Consider the following 26,640-nt stretch of genomic DNA (forward strand, 5'->3'; position numbering starts at 1 on the left):
GGAGGGTATCCCGTTATGCATCATGTGACAGCGACGGCTGAAGTTTCTGCCAATAGCCGCTATTTAAGGAGCCAGCAGGAACGCGAGTCTTCTGCCCGCTCCTATCCTCGGCGAATTCCAATCGCCATTGCCGAAGCGGAGGGAATTTACGTCCGAGACATGGACGGAAAAGTTTATTACGATTGCCTATCCGGTGCCGGGACCCTGGCGCTAGGACATAATCATCCTGTCGTCATCACTGCGATAAGAGAACTGTTGGATCAAAAAGCACCTTTGCACACGCTCGACTTAACGACCCCGCTCAAAGAGAGTTTCGTCGACGAGCTTTTTGCCAGTCTTCCGCCGTCGTTTGCCAGCCGTGCCCGCATACAATTTTGCGGACCGACCGGGGGCGATGCCGTCGAGGCATCGATCAAGCTGATGAAAACGGCGACGGGGAGGCGGAGCGTGCTTGCATTTCACGGTGGTTATCATGGATCAACCCATGCTGCTATGAGCTTAAGCGGTACGCTCGGTCAAAAAGAACGGGTGAACGGACTTATGCCTGACGTTCATTATCTCCCGTACCCGTACACATTCCGTTGTCCTTTCGGCTCGGGCGGAGCGGAAACGGAGCGGTTAAGCTTGAACTACATTGAAAATGTTCTTCGAGATCCGGAGAGCGGCATCGTGCCTCCTGCCGCCGTGATCGTTGAGCCGGTACAGGGAGAAGGCGGTTCTATTCCCGCGTCTGCCAACTGGCTGCGAGAGCTGCGCCGTATTACGAAAGAGCGGGATATTCCGCTCATACTGGACGAGGTACAGACAGGCCTCGGACGAACGGGTAAGCTGTTCGCTTTCGAGCATGCTGACATTGTGCCAGATGCTCTCATCTTGTCGAAGGCTATCGGCGGCAGCTGCCGTTGTCGGTCGTACTATACAACGAACGCTACGACGTATGGAAACCTGGTGCGCATATCGGCACCTTCCGCGGCAACCAGTTAGCGATGGCCGCCGGATTGGCCACGCTGCGATTTATTAAAGAACAGGAGCTTCCTGAACGGGCCCGGCTTCTGGGCGAACGGCTCCAACATCGGCTGGACGCACTGGCGGATCGGCAAGACTGCATTGGGGACGTGCGTGGGCTCGGGCTGATGGTCGGTGTTGAAATCGTGGACGGAAGAGAACAGCCCGACCGGCTTGGGCATATTCCTGCCAGTCCGCGCCTGGCCGCGCAGATTCAGCAAGAATGTCTGAAGTGCGGCCTGATTCTGGAAGTGGGCGGACGTCATTCATCGGTTATACGCTTTCTGCCGCCGCTGATCATAACGGAAGAGCAGGTTGACGAGATCATTGATCGCTTTAGCGAAGCAGTTCAGGCAGCACGTGAGGCATTATCATGCTGATGGGCAATCGGTCGCTGATCACCTCCATCGAGATGGTGTCGCGCACGGACACGCTAGCAGATAGCATAACTGCCAGGTCATTGCTTAACGCTTTCTTGCGGGAAAACGATTCAGTAATAAAGCATTCAGAGATGCTGGCCCAAGCTGCACAGCGCGGAGGGAGCGTGCCACTGTCATTACAGCTCAGTGGGAGCACCATTCACGGCATGATTCGTTACGCATCGCTCACCGGCCAACATCTGTATGAGGAAGGTTGGGTTTTGGAACAGGATGAAACGTTTAGCCCGCTGGCATTTGATATGCTGTCTGAATTACTGGTCCGCGAGCTTGTCCAGGATTTGTCACCGTCATTGGCAGCGGCTGCATCCACTACGTTGTATCGAATTCGATGCGGCGTGCGCCATCTTCGCGGGCATTTGGAACGGCGGGCAGCCGATGGGAAGAGCGGACGGGATGTGCGCAAGCTTGACTATGTCGCTTCCGAGCAAAGCGTGTTCGCTGGTCATCCGTTTCACCCGTATCCGAAGTGCGTGGAGGGCATGGACGAAACGGAACTGAATCGGTTCAGCCCCGAACGCGGAGCTGGCTTTGCACTGCACTATTTCGCTGTTCGCGAATCGTTGCTGCTGGGAGAATGGCTGCCAACAGCAAAGAGTCATTCACTTCCGTCCGCGTTATTGGCGGCATTTCGGCAGAAGGTGACGGAAAGCCTCGGTTCGGAAGCGGCAGCTGCGTACGAACCGCTACCGCTTCATCCCTGGCAGGCGGAGCGTCTCATGTTGCAACCGTGGGTCATCCGCGCGATAGGACAAGGCGATGTCATGCCGCTCGGTCCGTTTGGACCGTTGGTGTATCCGACATCCTCGGTCCGCACGGTATGGGACCCGCAAAGCGGCTGTGGTTGGAAGTTGCCGCTGGAGGTGCGTATTACCAATCTGACGCGTGTCAACTCGGAGGAACAAACGACACGTACGATGCATGCTGCGCAAATGATCTCGCATTTGGGACAAGAGCTGAAGCAGGTGCTGCCCGGCCTTCTTGCCGAAACGGGTTATGTGAGTATGGTCGACCCCGAAGAAATGAAGCTGGTCCCATCGACTACTGTATTGTTTCGGCCGATGGCATTTCATGCACCTGCCACGTTTGTGCTTGCTTCTATATTGGAGAGCTGGCCGGGTGAGCATTCACCAAAACTTGCACAGGCCATCGCGGAAAGCGCTACAAAAGTCAATCCTCAGGGGTTACCGAATATGCAGACGTGGCTGGAATGCTACTTGAAGTTGTCCATGCTGCCCTTGCTGCAAGTATGGGAACGCTTCGGCATCAGTTTTGAGGCACATGCGCAAAATTCGCTGCTGATGTTGGAGGATGGATGGCCCAGTCGTTTTTATATCCGCGATCTGGAAGGAATGAGTGTCGATCGTGAATTCGCGCGGGAATCCGGCTGGATTGGCGACATTCTTCAAGAGGACAGCCCACTGTTATACGATGCGGCAGACGCTTGGCATCGCACCCAATATTACTTTTTTGTCAATCACCTTGGTTCGCTTATTCATGCCCTTGCGCTTTCGTATGGAAGACCAGAGTGCGAAGGATGGAAAGTCGTTCGCCGTATGCTGTTAGATCTGCGGGGTCGAGCTGGGGAACGTCTGCGTCCTTATGTGGAGGGGCTGTTGAATGAACCCACGCTGCCGGCGAAAGCCAATTTTATAAGCTGCCTTGCAGATAAAGGAGATACGCCCATGTATATTTCAATTCATAATCCCATATGATGGAGCGTCATGAATCATCCGGTTCCACTTAGCACGAAGGAGCTTGGAGAGCTGCAAAAGAGATACGGACTACAAGCCTCGGCCGCATCCAATGTGGATATTGAAAGCACACCGTCCTTCGGTAATCAAGTGTGCTTGACCGCATTGTTAGAGCAGGAGAGTTGCACTGCCTACCTTGACGGATTGGCAGCTCGCCTCGGCACGGATTCTCGTCCAATTGCCGCCTCCATGTTCGCTAAGCGATACGCCGCGCTAGCGGTTGTGCCGTTCTTCCATGCGCTAACCTGCTATGACAAATCACTGGTGCTGCCGCTTGAGGACGTACATTTACGCAGCGGCAATCACTGGTTGGAAGGCATTACGATCGATAAACCTCTTCGCGCCGTTCGGCGCACCGAATGGAGGGAGGCATGGCGGTCGTATGCCGCTGAGCATTTCATTCACCACCATTTGACATCACTGTGGCAGTCGTTGTCAAGCTGCTCAGGGTTGCCGACGGCGATTTTATGGGAGAACACGGCGGTGAGAATTTACTCGCTCTATGAGAAAAAACTGCCGGTATCCGGCGCAGTGCCTGCTGTCAAAATCGAGGACGATTATCGGTTTTTGCTTGAGGGGCTGCCTGCCGAGGCTTTCAGGCAACGGCGGCAGCCTTTCGCGCGGTTTTATGGCGGTAACGCGACTCGCGAAGAAGCGTTGCATCGTGTCCCTAGCACAACGCGGCCAAGATTGACCTGCTGTTTATATTATCGAGTGTCGGCAGAAAGCGATTACTGCGACGCCTGTCCCAAGAATGCTCGGTAATGCGGGAGTCGCCGGTCGACAACGAAAGGAAGACTGGAAGCAATGGAGAGTTGGAAGCGGAGTTTGCATATTCTATGCATCGTCCAATTTCTGGCGATGGCGTCTGTCAGCTGCGTAACCCCGTTTCTGCCGTTGTACTTGCAAGAGCTTGGCGTCAGCGGCCATGCGGAGGCCACGGTCTGGTCTGGCGCTATATATGCGGCAAATCTGCTCAGCGCCTTTGTTATGGCTCCAATCTGGGGAAGACTAGCTGATCGATATGGGCGCAAACCGATGCTGCTGCGATCCGGATTCGGTATGGCGATTACGATTACGCTCATGGCAGTGGTACAAGGTCCCCTTGAGCTGTTGGTACTGCGCCTCATCAACGGCATGCTGTCAGGCTTCAGTCCTGCAGCCGTTGCACTGACGGCAAGAAGTGCGCCAAAAGAGCGCAGCGGCTACGCACTTGGCCTCTTCCATGCAAGCTCCGTCGGCGGCACGATCTGCGGACCGCTGTTGGGCGGCGTGATCGCGGATCGGTTCGGCTTTGCCGATGTGTTCCTATACATCGGAATCGGCATTTTTGCTGCGTCGTTGGTCGTGCTTTTTGGTGTGCACGAGCAGAAGGAGAAGCATGAGCCGAAGGCTCAAACGGACGGGCTGCGCGGAGACATGCAGGAAATCCTGTCTCGCCGCCCATTGCCACCGTTGTTTATTTCCGCGCTGCTGCAGCGGGCAGCAACGGTCGGCACGTTGCCGCTTATACCACTCTATGTGCAGACGCTTGCGCCTGGGAGCGACAACGTGGCGCTCCTTGCCGGCATTGCCACCGCGGCGGTAGGTGTAGCTAATATGATGGCTGCACCGCATCTTGGCAGGTTTGGCGACCGCTACGGCCAGCGGCAAGTACTAAGAGCTTCACTGTTCGGAACGATGTTGTTAACCGTTCCGCAATCCTTGGTGCAACAGCTATGGCAGTTGATTGCGCTGCGCTTCTGCAGCGGTGTGTGGCTCGGCGGGCTAGGCCCGTCGCTGAACGTCCTTGTCCGGCGGCACGCACCACCTGGTATGGAGAGCCGTGCATACAGTTATCTCAATTGCGCCCAGATGGCAGGCGGACTGCTCGGCTCCATCGGGATGGGGTGGGTCGCCGCGGTATTCGGCATTCGTTATATTTTTCCCTGCTCAGCCATTCTCTTGGCCCTAAGCCTGTTCTGGATGAAGGTGACGGAACGACAAGCCGTAAGGAATGGTTGGACCAGCGAGCTCTAAGCGGTATTCCTGAACGACAATTTCCGATTACATTATGACTAAACTCATGCGAGGTGATGCGAGTATGCAACGATGGAACGTTATGGAGGAGCGAGCGGAGGCAATTCGCTCGGATGCGTATGAACGCGCAGAGCAGCGCGTGCTGGGTCAATTGATCGAAGCGGTGCTTTATGAGGAAATCGTCTCAACATTGGAAGAGTTGCCGTCAGATGGCACGTCAAGAATGGTAGTGATAACAGGACGATCGGCTGCCGGTGAGGCGGTGCTTTACCGATTCAACGGTCGGCGGAGCTTCAGCTTCGACCGAATCCGGATAGACCACGGCTCGCTGCAGCGAGTGGGGGCGGGTGGCGAAACGGCGAAAGCTCAACTTGCCCAGTTTGTGGATGAAGTGCTCGGACAACAGCAACAAGGTGAACGGCTGCGCCGCTTGCAGGAAGAATTGGCACGCACGCTGCTGCATGAAGCTGAATCGCGTGCATGGCGAATGCAAGAAGGGACGCGTCGCACGGCGCTGCACGATGAAGGCGAACTTGACGGTCATCCATATCATCCTTGCTTTAAATCCCGCATCGGTTTTGACGCTGATGACAACCGACTCTACGGTCCTGAATTCGGCGAGCTTCTGCAGCCGCTGTGGATTGCCGTAGCACGTTCGCATACCCGCTTGGCACTGCGGCGCGGTATGGACGAGGAGGAATGGCTGCGCAATGAACTGGGTGAAAGGGTGATTCGGCGGTTCCGTTCCGAACTGCATCGTCAGGACTGCGATCCGGATGACTATCGATTCATGCCCGTCCATCCGTGGCAATGGGAACATGTCGTTGTACCGGCGCTTCATCGTGAAATCGCCGATGGGATCCTGATTCCACTGGGACGTGGGGATGACTTCTATCGCGCACAGCAATCGATTCGCAGCTTGGAGAACGTCACGAATTCCAGCAAGGCGACGCTGAAGTTGTCGCTAGGCATCATCAATACGTCAACCCCGCGCATGCTGGCACAACATACCGTGTTAAATGCGGCCCTCGTTTCGGATTGGCTGCAAGATTTGATCGAGACGGATTTTACGTCGGATAGCCCCGACTTCGTGCTGTTAGATGAGTACGCTGGCATCTCTTTTGATACGAACGGGCTAACCCCGTCCGTACACGAACGATCTTACGGGGCCCTCGGCGCTATTCTGAGGCGAGGAGTGGAAGGAATATTGCGCAGCGGTGAGCAGGCACTCCCGTTTGCTGCGTTGTCGTATGCCGAAGGGGAACCGGCTGCACTGGTCCAGCAGTGGATCTCACGATACGGCTTGAACGAATGGCTGGACGAATTGCTGGAAGCATCGGTAACGCCATTGATTCATATGCTGTATGCCCATGGCATTGCCCTGGAGTCGCATGCGCAGAATATTGTGCTGCTGCATCATGAGGGTCGCCCGATCCGCATCGCGCTGCGCGACTTTCATGACGGCGTACGTTTCTGCCGCGAACGATTGGCTCAGCCGGAACGATGTCCTAGCCTTCACCCAGAACCGGCATCACATTTAGCGCAGAACCGACACTCTTATATGCAGACGGAAGATCCGGATGCGGTCCGGGATTTTCTGCACAGCGCCTTCTTTTTCGTTGGCCTTGGGGACCTTTCGCTTTCATTAAGCGAGCGGTTCGGATTGGCAGAAAAGATCTTCTGGGCGAAGGTTGCCGGTGTAATTCAGCGCTATCAGGAACGTCATCCGCAATTCGCGACGCAATATGCGCTCTACGATTTGTTCTCGGATACGATCCGCATCGAGCAGCTTGCCCGCCGAAGGCTGTGGCCGGATGCGGAAGTCGAACCGAGATGGGTTCCTAACCCGCTGCATGCATTTTGTTTGACGAAAGGAGAGCGCCATTATGCAAAATGATAGGACGAGACAAGAAGCCGAACGCCGCGTGATGGAAGACCTGCTCAACGCGTTGTTGGCGGAAGATCTGCTGATCGGACTTCAGACGTTGACGATGGAGGAGCTTGACGCTGTTGCAAAAACAGATCAGATCATCGCAGGTGCCAGATCGCTGCTGGAGGACGTATGCAGCGATAGGGCTGCTGATAAGTTGAGCGGTTTATGGCGGGCATCCTGTGGTACCGCCGTAATGCTTAGATTGCGCCGTTCGAAGGTGCAGCAACTTCGCTGCGAGTCGTTGGCGATCGTAGCGGCTAACGACGCGCACAACGAGGCCCGGCTATGTTCTCCGACAGAATTGATGCAACTGGTGGCGAGCAATCTGATCGAGATGGGAGAAGCTCGTAAGGAAGGCAGCGAGACATTCATTGACATGCTTGGACAAACCATTGAACAAATGGCATGGTCGCTGGAACAGTCGTTACCGGAAGAGAAGCTGCTTGGAATACCGCAAGCGTTCAGTTTGCTTGAATTAGAGCGGCTCGGAGCTCTGCGTGACCGACCATTCCATCCCGTCGCCAAGGTTAAGCTCGGCTGGACGCGGGACGATTGCAGTCTTTATGCAGCCGATGCAGCAAGGCCGCTCCAGCTGCGCTGGATGGCTGTTCGACGTGACAGGCTATTGACTGGGGACGACACGGGGGAAGCGATGCCGAAATCTCTGCTACTGTCCGCCGATGAGCAGAACGAGTTGGATCGAGAACTGCAACGGCTCGGACTGAAGGAGGATTACCTTGCTGTGCCCGTTCATCCTTGGCAGATGGAGTCGATACTGCCGCAGCGTCTGAATCCCGAGCTGGCCAGCGGCGTATGCGTGCCCATGAATACGGCAGTTGGCACGTACTATCCTACATCTTCCGTGCGTTCCCTGATGAGCCTGGACAAGCCGCAGATGCATGTCAAGCTGCCGCTTGGCATCCGCTCCCTTGGAGGCTTGCGGTACTTGTCGGCGATCAAGCTGATGAATGGTAATCTGGCTGAATCCCTCCTGCGGCAGGCAAAGCAGCTTGATCCAGTGCTTAGTGATAAGCTGCATCTATGTGAGGAGGGCCGCTGGTGGGCGTTGGCCCCGCACGATAATGACCTGTTCGCCGATGATCCACGGCAAATGTCGGCGATGGTTCGCATGTATCCACAAGAGCTGGTCGGGGACACCGATTATCGGCTCATGCCGATGTCTGCGTTGGCTACGCACGGCGAGAACCCGCTATTCGGAGAGTGGCTCGAGCAGCGCGGAATCCTGAACGAAGAACAAGGGGCAATGGAGCTCTTCCGCGAAATCGTCGGAATGTTCGGTGAGCTGTCGCTGCGGCTGCTTCGATTTGGCCTGGTACCGGAAGCCCATGGACAGAATACACTACTCGTTCTGAAAGACGGCTGCGTTGTCGGTCTACTTCTTCGTGATCATGATGCCCTGCGCGTGCATGTACCATGGCTTAGTGAGGCGGGACTTGAAGACCCCAACTATCTGCTTCGACCCGGTGTGCCGAACTCGCTCTATCACGATACGCCGCAGCAACTGATCGCATTCTTCCAAATGCTTGGCATCCAGATCAATCTGTTCGCATCATGGACGGTCTGTCGAACACTTACGGGATTAGCGAAGAACGGATGTGGATGGAATTAGAAGTCGAACTATTGCAAGCACTTGAACGAGCGGATTTGCCGCAGATGCAAAAAGAGGTCGTTCACACCCATTTATTCAAGCATGAACGCTGGCCGTGGAAGCAGATCGTGCGGCCGCTGTTAACTCAATCAGCCAAGGTGCCTGGCAGCATGCCGTATGGTAAAGGCGAGATGCCGAATCCTCTGCTTGCCGCTGCACCGAGAAAGGAGGCGTCCTATGCTTCGCATTGAACCACATGCTGAACGTATTTCCTCCGAAATACTTGAACTTTATCACGATATTCAGCCATCGACGATCGGCCATCTGACCGATTTTGGATATATTCGCGGACTGCGACCGTTATTTCAACCGCTGCGACTGCTTGGCAGTGCGCTGACCGTGCGCCTTCCGCATACAGATTCTGCTGCCCTGCGCGAAGCGTTAGAGCTTGCCCAGCCTGGAGATGTCCTCGTCATTGACATGTCCGGTGACGAGGAGCGTGCTTGCTGGGGCGAATTCCGAGCCTATAAGGCGCTCGCGAAGGGCGTGGCTGGCGCGGTAGTGAACGGGTGCGTTTCCGATGTTTCTGTTTTGCGAAAACTCGGCTTTCCGGTATTCTCACTCGGCGTCAGCGCTTTGACGACTCGCTCATTGGAATTGGAAGGGGAAGTCAACACCTGCATCAGTGTCGGCGGCGTTGCAATAAGACCTGGCGACCTCATCATCGGCGATGAGGACGGCCTGTTCGCCATCGATCCGGCGCGGGCCAAGGAGCTTGGTCTTGCCGCATTGGAGAAGCAGCAAAGGGAACAGCGGAGCCGTATCAAACTCGGGTACGGAGTACTCGTGGAAGGGGGAGCGGAACATGGCCAGCAATTCACCGAGTAAAAAGCTGCATTTGAATTTGTTTATGCTTAGTACTGGCCATCATGAGGCCAGCTGGCGCCACCCGGGGACCAACCCCGGGCTCGCCGCTGATTTTCATCATTATGCTCGCTTGGCGAAGATGGCTGAGGACGCAAAAATGGACTCGATCTTTCTCGCCGATAAATACCGTTTAAACGCCATGACGAAATATCGCGTCATTCCGCAGTTAGAGGCGTTCACGATGCTGTCCGCGCTCGCGGCGGTAACGGAGAAGATCGGTCTTACGGGTACGGCCTCGACGACGTACTACGATCCTTACCATCTCGCCCGCAAGTTCGCCTCGCTCGATCATATCAGCGGAGGCCGTGCCGCCTGGAACATCGTGACCTCGACGGGAGACGCAACGGCCCGCAATTTCGGCAAAGACCGTCACTTGGGCCACGCTGAGCGGTATGAGCGGGCACATGAATTCGTGGAGGCGGCGCTCAGGCTATGGACCGGTTGGTCCGAAGATGCCCTGGTGCTCGATCAAACAGCCGGCATCTATGCCGATATGAATATGATTGCGGCCGCCAATTTCGAGGGCAAGCATTTATCCGTGACGGGCCCGCTCAATCTGCCGAGATCGCCCCAGACGGTGCCGGTTCTTGTACAGGCTGGCTCCTCGGAGGATGGAAAGTCATTCGCCGCACGATGGGCGGAAGTCGTATTTACGGCACAGCCGGGTATCGAAGAGGCGGCCGCCTTCTACACCGATTTGAAAAGCCGGCTAAAACGATGGGGGCGCAAGCAGGATCAAATGAAGATCCTGCCCGGCCTCATCCCCTTCATCGGCGATTCCGAGGCGGAGGCGAAAGAGAAGGAGCATGAGCTGAATGCGCTAAGCGCATCCGAATACGGACTGTACAATTTGTCAGCACTGCTGCAAACGGATTTGTCCGACTGTTCGCTTGACGGACCGTTACCTTACGAGCGCCTGCCTGCGCCAGAGCAAGTCCAGGGCCAACAGGCGCGTTTTCGCTTGTACACCGAGTTGGCACGCAAAGAGAAATTGTCGATTCGTCAGCTTTTAATCCGAACGGCGGGCGGGCGCGGACATTTCACGATAACCGGGACGCCGATCCAGATCGCCGATGCCATGCAGCGCTGGCTGGAAGCGGGCGCCGCCGACGGTTTTAATCTGATGCCGCCGCTGCTGCCGGCCGGACTCGAGGATTTCGTGAGCAAGGTCGTACCGGAACTGCAAAATCGCGGCATTTACCGCGCCGAGTATAGCGGAAGGACGCTGCGTGATCATTTGGGTCTTGCCGTCGAGCCGGGTGTTCAGTACACAGAGTGACGAAGGGAATGGAACGAATCGATCAAGATGTCGTAAATGTCCAGATCGCCTGACGCAAACGTTCATTTTCATGCCAACTTCTTCATGTAATAATGAGAATCAATATCAATTAGTTGTTGAGAGAAATAAGGAGGGTCTTGTTCATGTTGTTCAATGTTTACATCAGGTTTCGAAGAAGCTTCGGAATCATTATGCTGTCTGCTTGGTTGGTTGCACTCACGATACTGAGCGGGTGCAGTCAAACCGGCGGTGGGAGCGTCTCATCGTCCCCCAACACGCAGACCGCTTCAACGGGGGAACAGGCGTCCCAGGAAGGGACGGTTGAGTCGGAGCGAAAAATTCAGCACGCGATGGGCGAGACGGTCGTTGCAGGAACGCCAGTGAAGGTCGTTACGCTATTTCAAAGCGCGACCGATGCGTCGCTGGCGCTCGGCGTTAAGCAATCGGTGCTGTCGAAGCTTGGATCGAACAGCCTTGGTACCATTATATCCGTGATCAAATGGACGGGGTCGTTAATCTCGGCTCGGAGAATCAACCCAACTTGGAGGAGATTGCCGCGCTTAAGCCTGACGTCATTATCGGCTCCAAAACGAGGCACGAGGCGATCTACAGCCAGCTCAGCGGCATCGCCCCGACCGTCATGACCGAGGAAGTTCATATCTGGAAGGAATCCTTAGCGTTAACAGCCCAGGCTTTGAATAAGCAAGATGAGGAAACAGCGTTTTTGCAGCGCTGGGAACATGAAGTTGCCGAATTCAAGGAGAAGATGGGAGACAAACTGAACCTGGAAGTTGGTATCCTGGATTTCCGTGCCGATCATGCGCGCATCGTTCATACGGGATTCTCGGCTTTGGTGCTGGACGAGCTTGGTATTGCCCGGCCAACGGAACAGCAGGGGGAGGACTGGGGTGTCAAGCTGGTGTCTAAGGAAAATATTCCGCAAATGGATGCGGACATCCTGTTTGACCAGACGAGCACCTCACGCGACGATGGCCGACTGGATCTGCGTAAGGAGTGGACGGAGCATCCGTTGTGGAAGAACCTGAGAGCAGTCCAAACCCAACGGGTTTACGAGGTGGACACCGCTGTTTGGAATAACGGCTCCGGTCCGCTGGCAGCCGAACAAATGCTGATTGATCTTAAAGAAATCTACGAGTTGGAATAACCAGACAACAAGAGGGAGGGTACCGGTTGAAGTCACTTTTTCAACGAAACGGCAGCAAGCTGCTGGGACTGGCGGCTGCGCTGCTGCTATTAGCAGCAGCCTTCATGGCCAGTATCGCGTTCGGGACGACGCCGATCCAACCGGCGACTACGCTTGAGGCATTACTTCATTATGATCCCGCTGACAACGAGCATGTCATCATCCTTACTACGCGTGCGCCGCGGGCAGCTTATGCGCTCGCAGTCGGCGCATCGCTGGCCGTGGCCGGAGCCTTGATGCAGGCATTAACCCGCAATCCGTTGGCGTCGCCGGGCTTGTTCGGCATCAATGCGGGCGCTGTGCTTGCGGTTGTGCTAGCTCTGACGCTGCTGCCGTTAACGGCGCTTTCCCAGCTTGTATGGGCGGCTTTTGCCGGCGCAGCGGTGGCTGCACTGCTGGTATATTGGCTTGCATCACTGGCCGGAGGCGGGATGACACCGATTCGACTCGTATTGGCTGGTTCGGCGCTAAGTGCACTCTTCGGGGCTCTAACTCAAGGCGTCCTGGCTCTCGACGAGTCCGGACTGCAAAACGTGCTGTTCTGGCTCGCTGGTTCAGTCGCCGGTAAAGAGATGCCGATGCTGCAGCAAGTGCTACCTTATATGGTCGTTGGTGGTATTGTGGCATTGGCATTATCCTATCCACTGACCATTCTCGCTTCCGGGGACGACGTGGCAAAGGGGCTTGGTCAGCGTACGGGAATCGTCAAAACGCTAACCGCCGCTTCCGTTGTTCTCCTGGCCGGAAGCGCGGTCGCAGCCGCCGGTGCGATCGGGTTCGTGGGTTTGGTCATGCCGCATATTGCACGCTATTTGATCGGAACGGACTACCGTTGGGTCATACCTTATAGCGCTGTGCTCGGGGCCATCCTTCTGTTATTGGCCGATGTCGCCGCCCGGTTTCCGGTACAGCCAGGAGAGCTTCCGCTTGGCGTCGTAACCGGCCTCATCGGCATGCCGTTCTTCATATACATCGCTCGTGCCGGGCTTAACACGAAGGAGGCCGCCGGATGAATCGTTTATCTCTGTTCCAGAGCCCCAGGCAGGGCAATGCCTTACTGTCTGGCAAGCGTCCATGGCTGACAATATCGGCCCTATTGGCTTTGCTGCTGATCGCGTTCATATTGGGAGCTTGCCTGGGCAATACATGGGAATCACCCCTGCGAGTGCTTAGAACTATAGTCGGTGCTGGCGGGGATTATGCATTCGTCATCGGCATGTTGCGATTGCCTCGTTTAGTGCTGGCGGGATTGGCCGGTGCTGGTCTCAGCCTGGCCGGCGCCATCCTGCAGGGCCTCATTCGCAACCCGCTTGCCGCGCCGGATGTGCTCGGAATGACCGGTGGCGCTTCCGTTGCCGCGGTTGCATTCATTGCGCTTACAGGTGGAGCGATCGGGATTGGCTGGCTGCCGGTTGCGGCAATGACGGGCGCACTTCTGTTCTCCGGACTAGTCTATGTCCTGGCCTGGAAGAAGGGAGTATCGCCGATACGATTGGTGCTGATCGGGGTAGGCATGTCCGCTGGCACCAGCTCGCTGACGATGTTGCTTCTTGCCTTCAGCTCTATTACTTCGGCTAGTAAAGCTTATATTTGGTTAACCGGCAGCGTATACGGCGCCACCTGGGAGCAAGTACTCACCTTGTTGCCGTGGACGGTGCTCTGCGGGGGGATCGCCTGGACGAATGCCAGACACCTTAACGTGCATGGGCTCGGCGAACAGATTGCGACCGGCATTGGCGCCGCCGTGCAACGGCAACGTCTATGGCTGCTGCTCATTTCCGTAGGTCTGGCCGGTTCTTCGGTAGCGCTGGTCGGTGCCGTCGGATTTATCGGCCTGATTGGCCCACATATCGCACGGCGGTTGGTCGGACCTTCCTACGGCGTGCTGCTACCGGCATCGGCGCTTATTGGTGCCTTGCTGCTGCTGTTGGCCGATATGGCGGGACGTACGCTGTTTCAGCCGCTTGATGTTCCTGCGGGTGTGTTCACAGCGGCTATCGGCGCACCATTTTTCATTATGCTGCTTGCAAGGCAACGACGAATCTAAGCCGCCATTGGCGGCTATTTTATTTGCCGCGCTTTCGTTCTAAACGGACATCGCGATTTAGTGTAATATCCCGTTTCAGTCAATGTCACTTTCTACTAGTTACAGCATAGCTCCATAGAGGTACTATATAGTTGTATCTTTGTGCATGGAGGCTCGAACGTATGAACACGCAACTATCAGATCATATCAAAATTGCGCCGGGTTTTTGGGAAGGCTTGCGTCAGGTAGGGATTGATCCCTTCGACGTGGCTCGAACAGCAGGAATGCCAGGTACCATAATAAATGAACCAGAGGTCAGTCCCGCCCGCTATTTTTCGATTTGGGCGGCTTTTTCCGACCTCATGGGCGACACGGCCGAAGGCATCGTCAAGCTTGCCACCGCGTTTCAGACGTCGCAGTACCCACCGACCGTATTAGCGACATATCACGCTTCCGACTATCGTGCTGCATTGAAACGGATGGTACGTTATAAGCGATTATGCCCTCCGGAGATTATGCGAATCCGTGAGCAAGGCGAGGAATGCTCTGTCGAGCTCGAATGGCTGCAACCCGCCCAACCTGGACCGCCCATGCTAGTTGGCATTACGCTCGCGTTTCTATTGGAGCTCGGACGCCGAGGCACAGGGCAACCCCTTAAGGCACGGCGCGTTGAGTTCGCCCAGCCGATGGGGAACACGGAAATGCTGGAGTCTTATTTCGGCTGTCGCATCCGGAGCGGTACAGGGGTTAATAAGTTAACGCTTCATCGTCGAGACTTGGATCGCCCGTTTATCTCATATAATGAAGAATTGTTGCAGATCCTGACTCCTGCTTTGGATCATTCACTTGACGAACAGCAACACAGCCGTTCTGTTACTGAAACAGTCATACGAATCATAAAACGAAGCCTAACCCGCAATCCGGACATTCAGGTCATCGCCAAAGAACTGGGGATGAGCGACCGGACCTTGCAGCGTCGGCTGTCTGGTGAAGACACAAGCTTCCAGCGTCTATTGACGCAAGCCAAGCATGAACAGGCTAAATTGTATTTGGCAGATCCCTTGCTAGATATCAAGGAAGTGGCTTTTTTGCTGGGATATGAAGACCCGAACTCGTTCTATCGCGCCTTCCGCTTATGGGAGGGGGAAACTCCAGCCAATTGGCGTCTAGAACATCCCACTCATATGTAGGTTTATTACCTGCAGATTGGCGCATTTAGCAAGACATTTGGCATGTTGCGCTAGTTACCTCTCCCGTCTAAACCAGTAATATGAACATGGTCCAAGACGCAAAGGAGAGGTGCATACAACAATGGAGATGAAATTAAACCAACAAACGGCGTTAGTTACGGGGTCCACAAGAGGCATCGGCAAAGCTATCGCCATAGAACTGGCTAAGGAAGGCGTTCACGTACTCATCAATGGCCGGAATGTCGATGAGGTCGAACAGACGGTACAAGAATTAAAGACCAACTATCCGGATACCCACCCTCGAAATGCAGCAGCCGACATCACAGATCGTGCCCAAAGAGAGACGCTATTCGAGAAATTCCCCAACGTTGACATTGTCGTCCATAATGTGGGCATGTATGAAATCATGCAATATGAAGACACAGACGATGAAACATGGGAACGATATTTTCGCACAAACGTGCTGGGAGCGAGCGGTCTGTCCAAACTTTATTTGCCCAGCATGGTAGACCGCAATATTGGCCGTTTGATCTTCATCGCAAGCGAAGAAGCCATAATGCCCTCGGGCAAGATGCCGGTATATGCCATGACCAAATCCATGCTGCTCTCTTTGTCAAAGAGCCTTTCGAAACTGACAGCCGGTACGGAAGTGACGGTCAATACGATTCTGCCTGGCCCAACGCTCTCCGAACATGTGCGTCACATCATTGAGGGAATCTATTCGGATGAGAGCATGACCTTTGCGGAAAAAGAAAAGGCATTTATGTCCAAAAATCTGCCGCAATCAGAAATACGGCGATTTATCAAGCCTTTGGAGATCGGTAGATTGACGACGTTTCTATGCAGTCCTTATGCTTCCGCATTTAGAGGATCTCCGATTCGCATGGATGGGGGAATGGTACCTACCATATATTAAGGCTCTGTGAATAAAAGTCGCGGTAATCGCGACTTTTGTTTATTTACGACAAAAGTTGTCACTATTAAGAGTTATGCTGTCAGGGAGACATAAATTCAAATAAAGAAGGGTTGTATAGCCATGGAAGTACAATTAACCCCGTTTATCATGCTGGATGGACATGCGAAGGAGGCAATTGCTTTTTATGAACAAGCATTGGACGCGCAGGTGGTATTCCAGCAGACGTATGGTGAGGCGCCCGGTGAAGCCGGTCAAGCAGTGCCCGAGTCGGGACGAGATCGTGTGGCCCATTCCGTGCTCAAGATCGGGGGCGCGGATCTGTTCGTCGCCGATTCCGAGCCGGGAGTCTCCTTCCCGCATAGCAAGCAGGTGAATATCTGTATAACCGTCTCAGATCAGGAACAAGCCCGAAGATATTACGATTCGCTGAGAGAAGGAGGGCGAGTGGATCTTGAACTGCAAGCAATTCATTTCAGCCCCTTATACGATGGTAACCGATAAATTCGGCGTCACCTTCCAGATTTTCACGAAAAGGTCATAACAGTACATTAAACCGCCTCGACCTGTATTCTAGAAGGAAGGGGCGGTTGACCTATATATGGAAGATGAAGCGATCATATATACTCTTAATTCATGGAGGAAGCATTCGGAAGTCGTGAAGAGGCCAACAGTAGGCCGACTGTAATGGGTAGTGCTTATGAGATTTGGATTATACATAACAAAGTATGGTATCATAATAGAACAATAAATAACTTTAAGCTGAACTATACTTGGAGGGAATACCCATTAATAACGTCGCCCTGAATGAAGCCATGATCATGTTAAAGAAGACGAGTCGTACCTTTTATATACCCATCAGTTATTTGGATTCAGGCATAAAGGAGGCAGTTGCATCCGCCTATCTATGTATGCGGGCCATTGACGAAATTGAGGACCATCCTGAACTCCCCGACGAATTGAAAGTGAAATTGCTTCATGGCATTCATGAGGCGTTTTCTTCCGAGAAGATGGTGGAAGCCACACACATACTATCACCTTACCGGGAAGTACTACCGGCAGTTTCGATGAAGATCACGGAATGGGCATTGCTGTGTCCTGCTTCCGCAGCCCCGATCATCAATCATTACATTGCAAAAATGTCGTTACATATGGCGGGATGGGTTCAGTATGGATGGAACATTCACACGGAAGAAGATTTGGACGAGTATACTTACAGCGTGGCCGGGATGGTCGGCGAAATGTTATCCGAACTTTGGTTATGGCATGACGGAACGGAGTCGGATCGAGCGAAAGCGATTGCGTTCGGAAGAGGGTTGCAAGCGGTAAATATTCTTCGAAATCGTGAGGAAGATCTGGAGCGGGGCGTTGACTTTTTCCCGGACGGCTGGGGATTGCAAGAGATGGAGCAGTATACGCGCCGCAATCTGCAAACCGCGGACTCGTACATCGCGGACTTGAAGAAAGGGCCGGCCTTGAAGTTTTGCAAAATACCACTCGCACTAGCCCATGCCACGGTCAACCTCATTTCGACAGGCGGCAGTAAATTAACACGGGATGCCGTTCTGAAAATCGTGAACCGGGTTACGGGGTAAACATCACGAGTAAGTTCCGGAGAAAGAAATTCCTGCATATATGCAGGAATTAGTGAACCGAAGAGACGATATTCTCAAAAAGCCTGCAAATGTGCAGGCTTTTAACTCTAATCAGGGCTAACCCGGGCGGATGAGTGGTATAAAACTGCACTTATGCATCTTTTTCTGCTGAAGGGATAGATTCGGATGAAAATACTTGCACATATGCATCCTTTTACGTTACACAGACAAAGCATGCAATAGTTCGGAAATTGGTCGAGTTGGAAAGCGTACCTCGTACCGTAAATTACAGATTCCTGCTCTGAGGTCTACACCTATGCATATCCATCGTTTGCTCCAGAGCAAAGACTATAAACAAGGGGATGTCTCTAACAACTCTGGCCAATAGGCTATGGTTGTTAGAGACACCTCCTTTTTCATTTATATAAAAGAATTGGCGAGCAAGGGACGGCCAGGGAGATAGATTGGATTTTACAAAAATATGTAATGGATGGAGCATTCGGATAACATTCTCCTACTATAATAGACCTGATCAAAACGCAAAAGGAGAGTGTGAAGATGAAGCTGGCGATCCTTGGAGATTTGCATTATCACGAAGCAGACGAACGGAATGGCGCGTGGGTGATGGCAAGAGATGCGTTTTATACAACAATCCTGCACCATTTCATGAGCGCCGAAGCGGACATGCACATTTCGCTCGGTGATCTCACGAACTTCGGTACGGTGAGTGAAATCGACGAAGTCTATAGCATCATGGAGCGTTATGATCGTGACTTTGTCCATGTGCTCGGGAATCATGATACGTATTCCCAAACCAAGAAAGACTTGCTTCAACGAACGGGCCAAGCCGGCTATCAGGTGCTCGATATGGAACAGGCTATCCTCGTATTTCTGGACACGACAAGAGAGATGGATTTAACGAACTGGGGAGGTTGGCTCGACGAAGATCAGCTGAATTGGCTTGAGCATATCATGGTCAGTTCCGGCACGAAGCCGATGCTCGTGTTCGCCCATCATCCGGTGCACCTGACCACGAGAGGATCGGACCGGGATAAAGGCTCTATCGATCCATCCATCGATATGTGGCAGATTTTAAGTAAGAAACAGGGATCGGCCTTATATTTCAACGGACATACCCATGTCGATTCCATTACGAAACAGAACAACTGGACCTTTGTGCAGCTATCCGCTTGTTTGGATCAACACGCTTATCGGATCGTTGAAATAGAAGACGAATATATCCATATCCATGCTGTCGACATCGATGACGTGGAGCTCTCGAGACTTCTTTCCGACATTCATCCCCATATGAAGTATTTCAGCCCGACTGCCAATGCGAGAGGGACGGAGCTCGAGCGGGCATGCAGCATCTTGCTAACGAAAGGGCACGCGGAACTTGCGCATACAACTGCGGTCTCAACGGGTAGCAGCCATGAAGCTTAACGAGGAACAACCAAAAGCCAATCGTGATTATTCGAAAAAGCCGGGGAAGATTGCAAGTTCAGCCTCGGCCGCTGGTCTGCGGGAGCTACTTGAACTGCGCAGGAACGTAGCCTCCATCCGGGATGCGAGACAACTGGAAGCTGCACTTACATTCAGTGATACATTAAGCTGTGTGTTCATTCTTACCGGAAATATCGGCGTTATTAAATCTTATGTGGATTTGTTCAAACAACATGGTATTCCAGTGTTCGTTCACGTCGAGAAGATCGGCGGCTTGTCTTTCGATCAGCCCGGATTGGAATATTTCGCGAACGCAATCAAACCGGACGGCATCATTACGACGAAGACGCAAGTGGTGCGGAAAGCTCAGAAGCTCGGGCTGACAACGATTCAGCGATTCTTTCTGATCGATTCGGAGGGATTGGCCAACATCACGCAATCATTGGAACAGGTGCAGCCCGACGTTATCGAGATTATGCCTGCCCGAATTCCGGAGGTGTTGGGAAAAGTAAGGGATATGATTAAGCTTCCCATCATATCCGGCGGCCTGCTGACGCAGCGTAAGCAGGCGGAGGAATGCCTTGCTAACGGGGCAACCGCCATTTCCTCCTCGAGCCCTGCGCTATGGAAGGAAAGTTTCGACTTAACTCAAGTTTAACATTCAACACATATACCGTTAATATATGGACGTTAAGATGAAGGCAGGTTGAAGAGACAAACCAGCTTTTCTAACCAGACAAGTAAATAGCCGATGGGTTGGAGTGAAGGAGAAACCTGAACAGACCAGAAAGTCCTCTTGTTTGAGACTTTTACATGGTTGGTTCAGGTTTCTTTTTTATACCCATAGGTTCTGACAGCAAGCCCAGAACGGCTTAAGAAATAAAACCAGGGAGGAAATCAAATGACAAGAAGACAAAGACGCAGTTTCCTAACACTCGTGCTGGGCCTAGCATGATGGTGTCCGCATGCGGCGGCGAGTCCGGCGGAGGTGCAGCAACGAACGCGGGTGCAGGATCGGCGAACACAAGCAAACCATCCGGCGAGAAGATCCAGATTAAGTATTGGTACGCATTTGGAGACAAAATCGAGGAAGCCAAGCAGGAACTGGTCAAACGATTTAACGCATCCCAGGATCAAATCGAAGTCGTTGCAGAATACCAGGGCAATTATGATGATCTTCACGCTAAAGTACAGGCTGCATTTGCAGCGGGTGATGCTCCGGCCGTTACGGACCTTGAGATTGCCTCAACTGGCACGTTTGCAAGATATGGCATGTTGCAGGAATTGGCCCCTTTTGCCGAACAGGATAAGGATCAGCTCCAGATCGATGATTTCAATCCAGGTTGATGGGGAATGCTATGTAGACGAGAAGCTGTACGGACTTCCATTCATGCGCAGTACACCGATTATGTACATGAACGTATCACTGCTTGACAAGGCCGGCCTGGATCCGGCGGGACCCAAGACATGGGCCGAATTCGAGGAATACGGCCGCGTGCTGAAGGAACAAGGGATCACGACCATGACCATGCCGGTTGATATCTGGTTCTACGAAGGACTTGTTGCTCAATCCGGCGGTCAAGTGCTGGCCGATGACGGCAAATCCGGTCTATTTAATACGCCTGAAGCGGTTGAGCCGGTAGAGTTCTGGAAGAAGCTAGCCGGAGAGGGATTGATTAAAATTCCGGTCGGGGATGAAGCGGGCGCAACGGCGGATAAGGATTGGGCTAACCAGACTTCGGCCTTCAAATTCGGTTCAACGGCCGGAGTGGCAGGCGCGATCGAAATTTCGAAAGGAAATAATTTTGAATTCGATACGGCCTTTATGCCGGCGAACAAGTCTTACGGGGTACCTACAGGTGGGTGCCAGCTTGTTATGACATCCAAGCTTAGCGAGGAGCAGCAGGCAGCGGCTTGGGAGTTCATTAAATTTATGACGACAACGGAAAGCACGATTTATCAGAGCAAACATGTTGGTTATTTGCCAACTCGCCTGTCCGCTTTGGAGACTGAAGAAATGCAGTCCTTGTATAAGGAATATCCGCAATACAAAGTGGCCGTGGATCAGTTGGAATATGCTAGACCACGCCCGATGGAAACGGCATATCCGGAAGTGGCCAAACTTGTAAAGAGCGCGATTGAGAAGACGCTGCTTAATCCGAAAGTAACGCCTCAGGAAGTGATGGACGAAGCGAATACAAAGGCGAATTCGCTGCTCAGCAAATAAATCGGGAGGTCTGTGGGATGGGCAGAATCGAGCTTAAAGGAATCAGCAAGTTTTTCAAAGAAGAGGAAGTCATTCGCCATTTGGATCTGACGATTCGGGACGGCTCTTTCACCGTCCTCGTCGGACCATCAGGCTGCGGCAAATCGACGACGCTGCGCATGATTGCGGGACTCGACGAACAGACGAAGGGTGAGATCTGGATCGACGACAAATGCGTGAATGGAGTGCCTCCGGGAGATCGTGACGTAGCCATGGTATTTCAGAACTACGCCCTATATCCGACGATGAATGTCTACGACAACATCGAGTTTGGACTCATTAATCGCAAGGTGCCCAAAAAGGAACGGGAGAAGCTGATCAAGGATATCACGGAAATCGTAGGCCTTAGCGATTATTTGAAGAAAAAGCCGGAAATGCTGTCCGGCGGACAAAGACAGCGGGTGGCGCTTGCGCGCGCCATGGTCAAGAAGCCGCAGGTATTTATTCTGGACGAACCGCTTTCGAACCTCGATGCTAAACTGCGCCATCAAATGCGGACTGAATTGATTCAGTTGCATGAGCGGCTCGGCACCACCTTTGTCTATGTGACTCATGATCAGGTTGAAGCGATGTCCATGGGAGATGAAATCGTCATTATGAACAAGGGCGACATTCAGCAAGCTGCTTCTCCGATGACCCTGTACAACGATCCGGCCAATGTGTTTGCAGCCCAATTCATCGGAACGCCGGCCATGAACATTCTGCCGAATCAAGAGCTCATCCTCCCCTCGGCACATGGGAAGAGACACGACATAACCAACTTCGGGTTTCGCCCAGAACATGCGCTCTTCAATGCGCAGGGTGCACTCGAAGGACTTCAGCTGAATGGGATGGTTCTGACCCGCGAAAGCCTGGGCGCAGAAAATATTTATCAAGTTCAATCTCCGCTTGGCCTGTTCTCGGTCAAGACGTTTCTTGAACCGCTCGCATCGGATACCCTGGTTACGGTGACGGTTCCTTATGAACGGATGTACTATTTCAATAGCGAAGGGCAAAGGTTGAGGCAGCTTGAGGTCCGGCGAGGGGAGGAGCTCGGCATAGGGCAGACTCCTGAATTGGTATCGGCAGGCGGGGGGATCTAGCATGAAGTCTCGTTTCTGGGAACGACTGAAGCCTTATGGCATGATAACTCCTTCGCTTGCTGTATTCGGCATCTTCTTCATTTATCCGATCTTCTACATGATCTATCTGAGCTTCTTCGATTGGAACTTCGTCAGTCCGACGAAGAATTATGTAGGCTTGCAAAATTTCAAGGACTTGCTGACGGACAATGAGTTCGTGCAGGTGCTCCTGAATACGACCATATACACCTTTGCCACGGTGTCGCTGACGCTCAGTATCTCGCTAGTGATCGCCCTCTGGCTCAATCGCTCGGGTTTGTTTTACGGATTCGTGCAGGGAGCGATCTTTAGTCCGCACATTATCTCCCTGGTGTCCATCTCCTTGTTGTGGAGCTGGCTTATGGATCCCGAGTACGGATTGCTTAATTGGGTAATCGGCTTGTTCGGCTTATCGCCGCTGCAGTGGCTGTCTCATCCGGACACCTCGCTTCTGTCGTTGATACTGGTCGCCGTGTGGAAGGGAATCGGGTTCAATACGTTGGTGTTTATTGCCGGACTTCAGAGCATTCCGCCAAGCATATACGAAGCAGCCGCACTTGACCGTTCGAAACGGTGGCGGACGTTCCGTAAACTGACGCTGCCGATGTTGTCGCCAACGCTGTTCTTCTTGGCGATCATGAGCATGATCGGCTCATTCCAGGTGTTCGAGACGATTGCGATCATGACTCAAGGCGGACCGATTAATTCGACCAATACGCTTGTGTATTACATCTACGAATACGGCTTCCGCTTCTTCAAGATCGGTTATGCCTCGGCAGCAGGTGTGATGCTGCTCATCATCGTTGGTGTGCTGACGATCATATATTTCCGTATGTTGTCCAAGCGCGTTCACTACAGATAAGCCGAAGTTAGGGCATATATGAGCAACGGAAGGAGAGGACGATTTCAAGTGAGTGCAATAGAGAAGGCCGTTCAAGTGAGAGAATCTTCTGAAAAAAACGTAAGGCCGGAGCCTTGGAGCGGACTCAAGACGATGAACGTCATACTGAAAGTCTTGAATATCATCGGGATGCTGGGCCTTGTCCTGATCTTCGCGATGCCATTTGCATGGATGATCTCGACATCGCTGAAAACACTGCCGGAAACGATGATCTTTCCGCCGGAATGGATTCCAAACGATCCGCAATGGCAAAACTTTATCCGGGCCTGGAACTCTGGACCGTTCCTTCATTACTTCTTCAATAGTGTCCTGATCGCGGGCGGCATTCTCATCTTGCAAATGCTGACGATGATTCCCGCAGCGTATGCTTTTGCCAGATTTCAATTCCGGGGTTCCGGCATTCTGTTCGGATTCGTCATGGTAACCTTGATGATTCCATCCCAGCTTATTTTTCTCCCGGTCTATCTGCAGCTTAGCTCATGGCATTTGCTGAACACCCACTTGGGGCTGATTCTGCCGTTTGCCTCCAGCGCTTTCGGCATTTTCCTGCTCCGACAATCCTTTAAGCAGGTTCCCGAGGAGCTTATTGAAGCGGCAAGACTGGATAAGGCCAAGGAGTGGAAGATCATGTGGAAGTTGATGATTCCGATGGCACGTCCTGCACTAATCACGATTGCATTATTCAGCTTCATCAGCCATTGGAACGATTATTTCTGGCCACTGGTCATGACGACAAACGAAACGGCAAGAACCTTGCCGCTCGGGATCGCGAAAATCCGCGAAACGGAAGGCGTTGCGACATGGAATATTCTGATGGCGGCGAATCTTATTCTTGTCGTGCCCATCTTGATCGTGTTCTTCTTCGCACAACGTTCCATAATCAAGGCGTTCGTATATAATGGAGTAAAGTAATATGGGTAACTGAAACCATAGGTTCGTCGCAGTTTGATTGATCTCAAGGAATCGGACAACACCAAAAAGAGCAGGGTAATCCTGCTCTTTTTGGTGTTGTTCGCTTTCTCTCGAATGGATGCCATCATGCCCAAGCGAATGCAAAATGCTCATGAGTTGACGCACGTGTATATAGTGTGTATATTATATATATACGGTATATACTCAATCTCAGCTGAGAGGTGACTGAATGAACATCAACATCATTTTATCCAATGCATCCAGCGATCCGATTTACATACAGATTATCAATCAGATTCGAAGGAGCATTCTGAGCGGAGAATTGCGAGCAGGGGACAGCCTCCCTTCGATCAGGCAGCTGGCTAAAGATCTGCAAGTCAGTGTCATCACAACGAAGCGGGCCTATGAAGAGCTGGAGAAAGAGGAGCTCATCGACTCCGTTGTAGGCAAAGGTTGTTTCGTATCGGGGGCCAATAAAGATTTCATCAGGGAACAGCGCATGAAGCGACTGGAAGAGAAGATGATGGAGATCATTCGCGAAAGCAAGGAATTAAATATGAGTCAACACGATCTCATCGATCATTTGACACTATTGTTCGAGGAGGACCACACGCTATGAACGCAATCGAAGTACGCAAGCTAACAAAGAAATACCCTTTATTTACCGTCGATCAGGTATCACTTGACGTCAAACAAGGCTACATTACCGGTATCATCGGTCCGAATGGCGTGGGTAAAAGCACCTTAATCAAGATGATACTCGGCATGGTGCGTCCGGATTCCGGCAGCGTAAAGATACTCGGTTGCGACATGCCTAGGGATGAAGTCGCTATCAAGCAGCGTATCGCCATAGTCTCGGATGACTGCTTCTATTATGAGCATCTCACGATATCCGACACGAAGAAGATGATCGCACCCTTCTATAAGAAGTGGGATGAGAAGAAATTCAACAACTATCTGGAACAGTTCGAGTTGTCGCCCAAGAAGAAGATTGTTGACTTATCGAAGGGGATGAAGATCAAGTTTGCGCTCGCTATTGCTTTATCGCATGAGGCAGAGCTGCTTATTATGGATGAACCGACCTCTGGCTTGGACCCTATTTTCAGAAGGGAACTACTGGATCTGCTCGCGGATATGATGCAGGACGAAAAAAACACGATTATCTTCTCGACTCATATTACGACGGATTTGGATCGTATTGCCGACTATATTACATTCATTGATCGCGGCAGACTTGTCTTTAACGAGGCTAAAGATGATATCATGGAGAGATATGTCCTCGTGAAGGGTGACCGGCAGCTGCTGGATAAAGATATTCGCAATCATTTTATCGGAATCCGTGAGACCGGGGTTGGCTTTGAGGGTTTAGTTGACGAGAGACAGGAGGCCGAGCGATTGTTTGACGGTTATGCTCTGTTGGAGAAGCCATCCTTGGAAGACATTATGTATTTTACTGCCAAGGGAGGGCGAGTTCATGCTTAATCTGTTTCGTAAAGATTTCATCGCAGTCAAGAGCTCGCTATGGATGATCCTTGTTTATTTAGTGGTGTTCAGCATCGCCTTTATACCCACTACCGAAACGTCGTTTTACTTCGTAGGGATCTATACGGCGTTTGGTGCCATTATTATATCCACCATGATCGATATCAAGAGCAATCATCACCATTTTCTGATCACGCTGCCGATCAGCCGAAAGCATATCGTGAAAGCCAAATACTTGACTGTCATCGCGCACACGCTGTTTGGAGTCCTGGCTTCCTATGGAATTCACTGGATCTTTAGACTTGCGTACCCAGAGTTCAACAAGCCGGATGTTCCCATTGCAGCTATTCTGTTATCTATAGGCATCGTGTTTGTTCTAATTTCGATTTATATGCCGCTTTTTTATGCGCTAAGCAAGAAAGGGGCTGGCATCATTAATGTGGTATTCATGATCGCACTCATTGTCCTGGCCCAGCCGGCGGCTTTCCTGATGAATCAAGTCAACGTAGAAGGTCTGACATTGCTGCTAATCCCAGCCGTTCTCGTCGTGCTGCTGATCGGTTCTTATTATTTAACGGTATTTCTGTTTAATCGGAAAGATATATAAAATATGTAAGGGAACCACGCCTAGCCCTATTGGAGGAG

25 protein-coding genes and 1 pseudogene are annotated in these 26,640 nt (G+C 52.5%); all 26 read left to right on the forward strand.

Annotated features, from left to right (window positions below):
• The first annotated feature begins 15 nt into the window (after positions 1 to 15).
• The 26 genes and pseudogenes from JCM10914_RS11135 to JCM10914_RS11255 all read left to right on the forward strand — a co-directional run bounded on the left by JCM10914_RS11135 (position 16) and on the right by JCM10914_RS11255 (position 26,602).
• Positions 16 to 1,385: pseudogene (locus JCM10914_RS11135) on the forward strand (diaminobutyrate--2-oxoglutarate transaminase).
• A complete protein-coding gene (locus tag JCM10914_RS11140; protein WP_023960791.1) occupies positions 1,379 to 3,157 on the forward strand; it encodes an IucA/IucC family siderophore biosynthesis protein in 1,779 nt (592 codons plus the stop codon). Before JCM10914_RS11135 ends, JCM10914_RS11140 begins: the two are co-directional and overlap by 7 nt.
• Positions 3,158 to 3,166: 9 nt before the next feature.
• The gene (locus JCM10914_RS11145; RefSeq protein WP_023960793.1) at positions 3,167 to 3,961 is read left to right on the forward strand and encodes an IucA/IucC family C-terminal-domain containing protein; all 795 of its coding nucleotides are present in this window, start codon (positions 3,167 to 3,169) and stop codon (positions 3,959 to 3,961) included.
• Positions 3,962 to 4,003: 42 nt separating this feature from the next.
• The gene (locus tag JCM10914_RS11150) at positions 4,004 to 5,215 is read left to right on the forward strand and encodes an MFS transporter (protein ID WP_023960795.1); all 1,212 of its coding nucleotides are present in this window, start codon (positions 4,004 to 4,006) and stop codon (positions 5,213 to 5,215) included.
• A gap of 64 nt (positions 5,216 to 5,279) precedes the next feature.
• Positions 5,280 to 7,112: an IucA/IucC family siderophore biosynthesis protein gene (locus JCM10914_RS11155; protein WP_023960800.1), complete on the forward strand. Its 1,833-nt coding sequence runs from the start codon at positions 5,280 to 5,282 to the stop codon at positions 7,110 to 7,112.
• The gene (locus JCM10914_RS11160) at positions 7,102 to 8,778 is read left to right on the forward strand and encodes an IucA/IucC family protein (RefSeq protein ID WP_023960802.1); all 1,677 of its coding nucleotides are present in this window, start codon (positions 7,102 to 7,104) and stop codon (positions 8,776 to 8,778) included. The genes JCM10914_RS11155 and JCM10914_RS11160 overlap by 11 nt, the downstream gene beginning before the upstream one ends.
• Positions 8,769 to 9,008, forward strand: a complete 240-nt coding sequence (locus JCM10914_RS11165; RefSeq protein ID WP_023960804.1) for a hypothetical protein — start codon at positions 8,769 to 8,771, stop codon at positions 9,006 to 9,008. Before JCM10914_RS11160 ends, JCM10914_RS11165 begins: the two co-directional genes overlap by 10 nt.
• Entirely contained in the window at positions 8,995 to 9,645 is a 651-nt protein-coding gene (locus tag JCM10914_RS11170; RefSeq protein ID WP_023960806.1) for an RraA family protein, read from the forward strand. Before JCM10914_RS11165 ends, JCM10914_RS11170 begins: the two co-directional genes overlap by 14 nt.
• On the forward strand, positions 9,623 to 10,963 hold the full coding sequence (locus tag JCM10914_RS11175; protein ID WP_023960808.1) for an LLM class flavin-dependent oxidoreductase: 1,341 nt from the start codon (positions 9,623 to 9,625) through the stop codon (positions 10,961 to 10,963). Before JCM10914_RS11170 ends, JCM10914_RS11175 begins: the two co-directional genes overlap by 23 nt.
• Before the next feature lie 499 nt (positions 10,964 to 11,462).
• A complete protein-coding gene (locus JCM10914_RS30120; protein WP_023960810.1) occupies positions 11,463 to 12,128 on the forward strand; it encodes an ABC transporter substrate-binding protein in 666 nt (221 codons plus the stop codon).
• 26 nt (positions 12,129 to 12,154) lie between these two features.
• Entirely contained in the window at positions 12,155 to 13,180 is a 1,026-nt protein-coding gene (locus JCM10914_RS11185) for an iron ABC transporter permease (RefSeq protein ID WP_023960812.1), read from the forward strand.
• A complete protein-coding gene (locus JCM10914_RS11190) occupies positions 13,177 to 14,214 on the forward strand; it encodes an iron ABC transporter permease (protein WP_023960813.1) in 1,038 nt (345 codons plus the stop codon). Before JCM10914_RS11185 ends, JCM10914_RS11190 begins: the two co-directional genes overlap by 4 nt.
• A 161-nt stretch (positions 14,215 to 14,375) precedes the next feature.
• Positions 14,376 to 15,383 carry an AraC family transcriptional regulator gene (locus tag JCM10914_RS11195; protein WP_023960815.1) on the forward strand — a complete coding sequence of 336 codons (1,008 nt, stop codon included), beginning with the start codon at positions 14,376 to 14,378 and terminating at the stop codon, positions 15,381 to 15,383.
• Between the two features lie 121 nt (positions 15,384 to 15,504).
• Positions 15,505 to 16,299 (forward strand): SDR family NAD(P)-dependent oxidoreductase, encoded by a 795-nt coding sequence (locus JCM10914_RS11200; protein WP_023960817.1) that lies wholly within the window; start codon positions 15,505 to 15,507, stop codon positions 16,297 to 16,299.
• Between the two features lie 120 nt (positions 16,300 to 16,419).
• Positions 16,420 to 16,800: a VOC family protein gene (locus JCM10914_RS11205; RefSeq protein WP_023960819.1), complete on the forward strand. Its 381-nt coding sequence runs from the start codon at positions 16,420 to 16,422 to the stop codon at positions 16,798 to 16,800.
• A gap of 311 nt (positions 16,801 to 17,111) precedes the next feature.
• Positions 17,112 to 17,891, forward strand: a complete 780-nt coding sequence (locus JCM10914_RS11210) for a squalene/phytoene synthase family protein (RefSeq protein ID WP_052019738.1) — start codon at positions 17,112 to 17,114, stop codon at positions 17,889 to 17,891.
• A gap of 558 nt (positions 17,892 to 18,449) precedes the next feature.
• The gene (locus JCM10914_RS11215; protein ID WP_023960823.1) at positions 18,450 to 19,334 is read left to right on the forward strand and encodes a metallophosphoesterase; all 885 of its coding nucleotides are present in this window, start codon (positions 18,450 to 18,452) and stop codon (positions 19,332 to 19,334) included.
• On the forward strand, positions 19,324 to 19,992 hold the full coding sequence (locus tag JCM10914_RS11220; RefSeq protein WP_023960825.1) for a glycerol-3-phosphate responsive antiterminator: 669 nt from the start codon (positions 19,324 to 19,326) through the stop codon (positions 19,990 to 19,992). The genes JCM10914_RS11215 and JCM10914_RS11220 overlap by 11 nt, the downstream gene beginning before the upstream one ends.
• A 293-nt stretch (positions 19,993 to 20,285) precedes the next feature.
• Entirely contained in the window at positions 20,286 to 20,681 is a 396-nt protein-coding gene (locus JCM10914_RS31350; protein WP_023960827.1) for an extracellular solute-binding protein, read from the forward strand.
• A complete protein-coding gene (locus tag JCM10914_RS11225) occupies positions 20,662 to 21,561 on the forward strand; it encodes an ABC transporter substrate-binding protein (RefSeq protein ID WP_023960829.1) in 900 nt (299 codons plus the stop codon). The genes JCM10914_RS31350 and JCM10914_RS11225 overlap by 20 nt, the downstream gene beginning before the upstream one ends.
• A 17-nt stretch (positions 21,562 to 21,578) precedes the next feature.
• Complete coding sequence (locus tag JCM10914_RS11230) at positions 21,579 to 22,682, forward strand: ABC transporter ATP-binding protein (RefSeq protein WP_023960831.1); 1,104 nt, start codon at positions 21,579 to 21,581, stop codon at positions 22,680 to 22,682.
• 1 nt (position 22,683) lies between these two features.
• A complete protein-coding gene (locus JCM10914_RS11235; protein ID WP_023960833.1) occupies positions 22,684 to 23,562 on the forward strand; it encodes a carbohydrate ABC transporter permease in 879 nt (292 codons plus the stop codon).
• Between the two features lie 132 nt (positions 23,563 to 23,694).
• Complete coding sequence (locus tag JCM10914_RS11240; RefSeq protein WP_036717836.1) at positions 23,695 to 24,513, forward strand: carbohydrate ABC transporter permease; 819 nt, start codon at positions 23,695 to 23,697, stop codon at positions 24,511 to 24,513.
• Between the two features lie 235 nt (positions 24,514 to 24,748).
• Positions 24,749 to 25,132: a GntR family transcriptional regulator gene (locus tag JCM10914_RS11245; protein ID WP_036717839.1), complete on the forward strand. Its 384-nt coding sequence runs from the start codon at positions 24,749 to 24,751 to the stop codon at positions 25,130 to 25,132.
• The gene (locus tag JCM10914_RS11250; protein WP_023960840.1) at positions 25,129 to 25,995 is read left to right on the forward strand and encodes an ABC transporter ATP-binding protein; all 867 of its coding nucleotides are present in this window, start codon (positions 25,129 to 25,131) and stop codon (positions 25,993 to 25,995) included. Before JCM10914_RS11245 ends, JCM10914_RS11250 begins: the two co-directional genes overlap by 4 nt.
• Positions 25,988 to 26,602 (forward strand): ABC-2 transporter permease, encoded by a 615-nt coding sequence (locus JCM10914_RS11255; RefSeq protein WP_023960842.1) that lies wholly within the window; start codon positions 25,988 to 25,990, stop codon positions 26,600 to 26,602. Before JCM10914_RS11250 ends, JCM10914_RS11255 begins: the two co-directional genes overlap by 8 nt.
• The last annotated feature ends 38 nt before the right edge of the window (positions 26,603 to 26,640 follow it).

Source organism: Paenibacillus sp. JCM 10914 (assembly GCF_001315105.1).
Lineage (GTDB): Bacteria > Bacillota > Bacilli > Paenibacillales > Paenibacillaceae > Paenibacillus_AQ.